At 41.9% G+C, this 942-nt stretch carries 1 protein-coding gene; it reads left to right on the forward strand.

Annotation, left to right across the window (positions count from 1 at the left end; genetic code table 11):
* Positions 1–168: 168 nt before the first annotated feature.
* Entirely contained in the window at positions 169–831 is a 663-nt protein-coding gene (locus A3761_RS23280) for a TetR/AcrR family transcriptional regulator (protein ID WP_068514544.1), read from the forward strand.
* Positions 832–942 lie beyond the last annotated feature (111 nt).

Consider the following 942-nt stretch of genomic DNA (forward strand, 5'->3'; position numbering starts at 1 on the left):
AAGTCAACACTTAGAGATCAAAAATATGACTGCGAGTCATTTTTTAATTTTGGTGACCAGGATTGCATCCTGTTAAAAGCTATATATAGTGGCGCTGATCAGGTACAAGTACGCCTGACTTGAAGAGCTGCATAAGAAAATGTACATGATTGGGAAGTTAGTGAGTACATGAAAACCAAAGAAAAAATTGTATTGGCTGCGCTGGAGTTGTTTAACGAGCGTGGAGAGCGGAACGTATCGACTAACCATATTGCTGCTCACCTTGGAATGTCTCCCGGCAACCTGTATTACCACTTTAGAAATAAAAGCGACATTATTTACGAGATTTTTAAGAACTACGAGCTACTTGTAGATTCATATCTGAATGTGCCGAGCGGCAGAGCGATACATATAAATGATCTGATTACCTATTTGGATGCGGTCTTTAACGGTTTATGGGCTTATCGTTTCTTGCATAGAGATCTAGAGCATTTGCTGGACAGCGATGAGCGCCTGCGTGAAGATTATCGACGATTTACTTTACGTTGTTTGAGTGGTATCCAAAGCATTATTTATGCGATGGAGAAGAGTGAAATCTATCAGCCAATGGAAGATCAGCAGCGAAAGTCGAAAGCCTTAAATACCTGGTTGATTGTGACGAATTGGATGACTTACCTAAAAACTATCCAAAGTGCTGAGGACGAAGCGCAGGCGCTGAACCAGAAGAGTATTCAGCACGGTGTGTATCAAATACTCGACTATGTCATACCTTATTTGTATGAAGACAAACGGGCCTTAGCGCTGGAATTGCAGGAAAACTATCGCTTTGAAGGGATCGCGCCAAAAGTCTAATCTTCTTGGCTGTCTTCAGGGGAAGGGCTATTATCTAGCAAGCGCTGATTGATAATCTTGTCCAGAGCAAAGCGGCTTTCTTTTATGCCAGACTTTTTCAGGCTCGAAAAC

The sequence above is a fragment of the Oleiphilus sp. HI0123 genome (assembly GCF_001635315.1).

What these genes read in the sequence shown, in the direction of transcription:
- A3761_RS23280 (WP_068514544.1), top strand. Translation starts at nt 169, where the DNA reads ATGAAAACCAAAGAAAAAATTGTATTGGCTGCGCTGGAGTTGTTTAAC.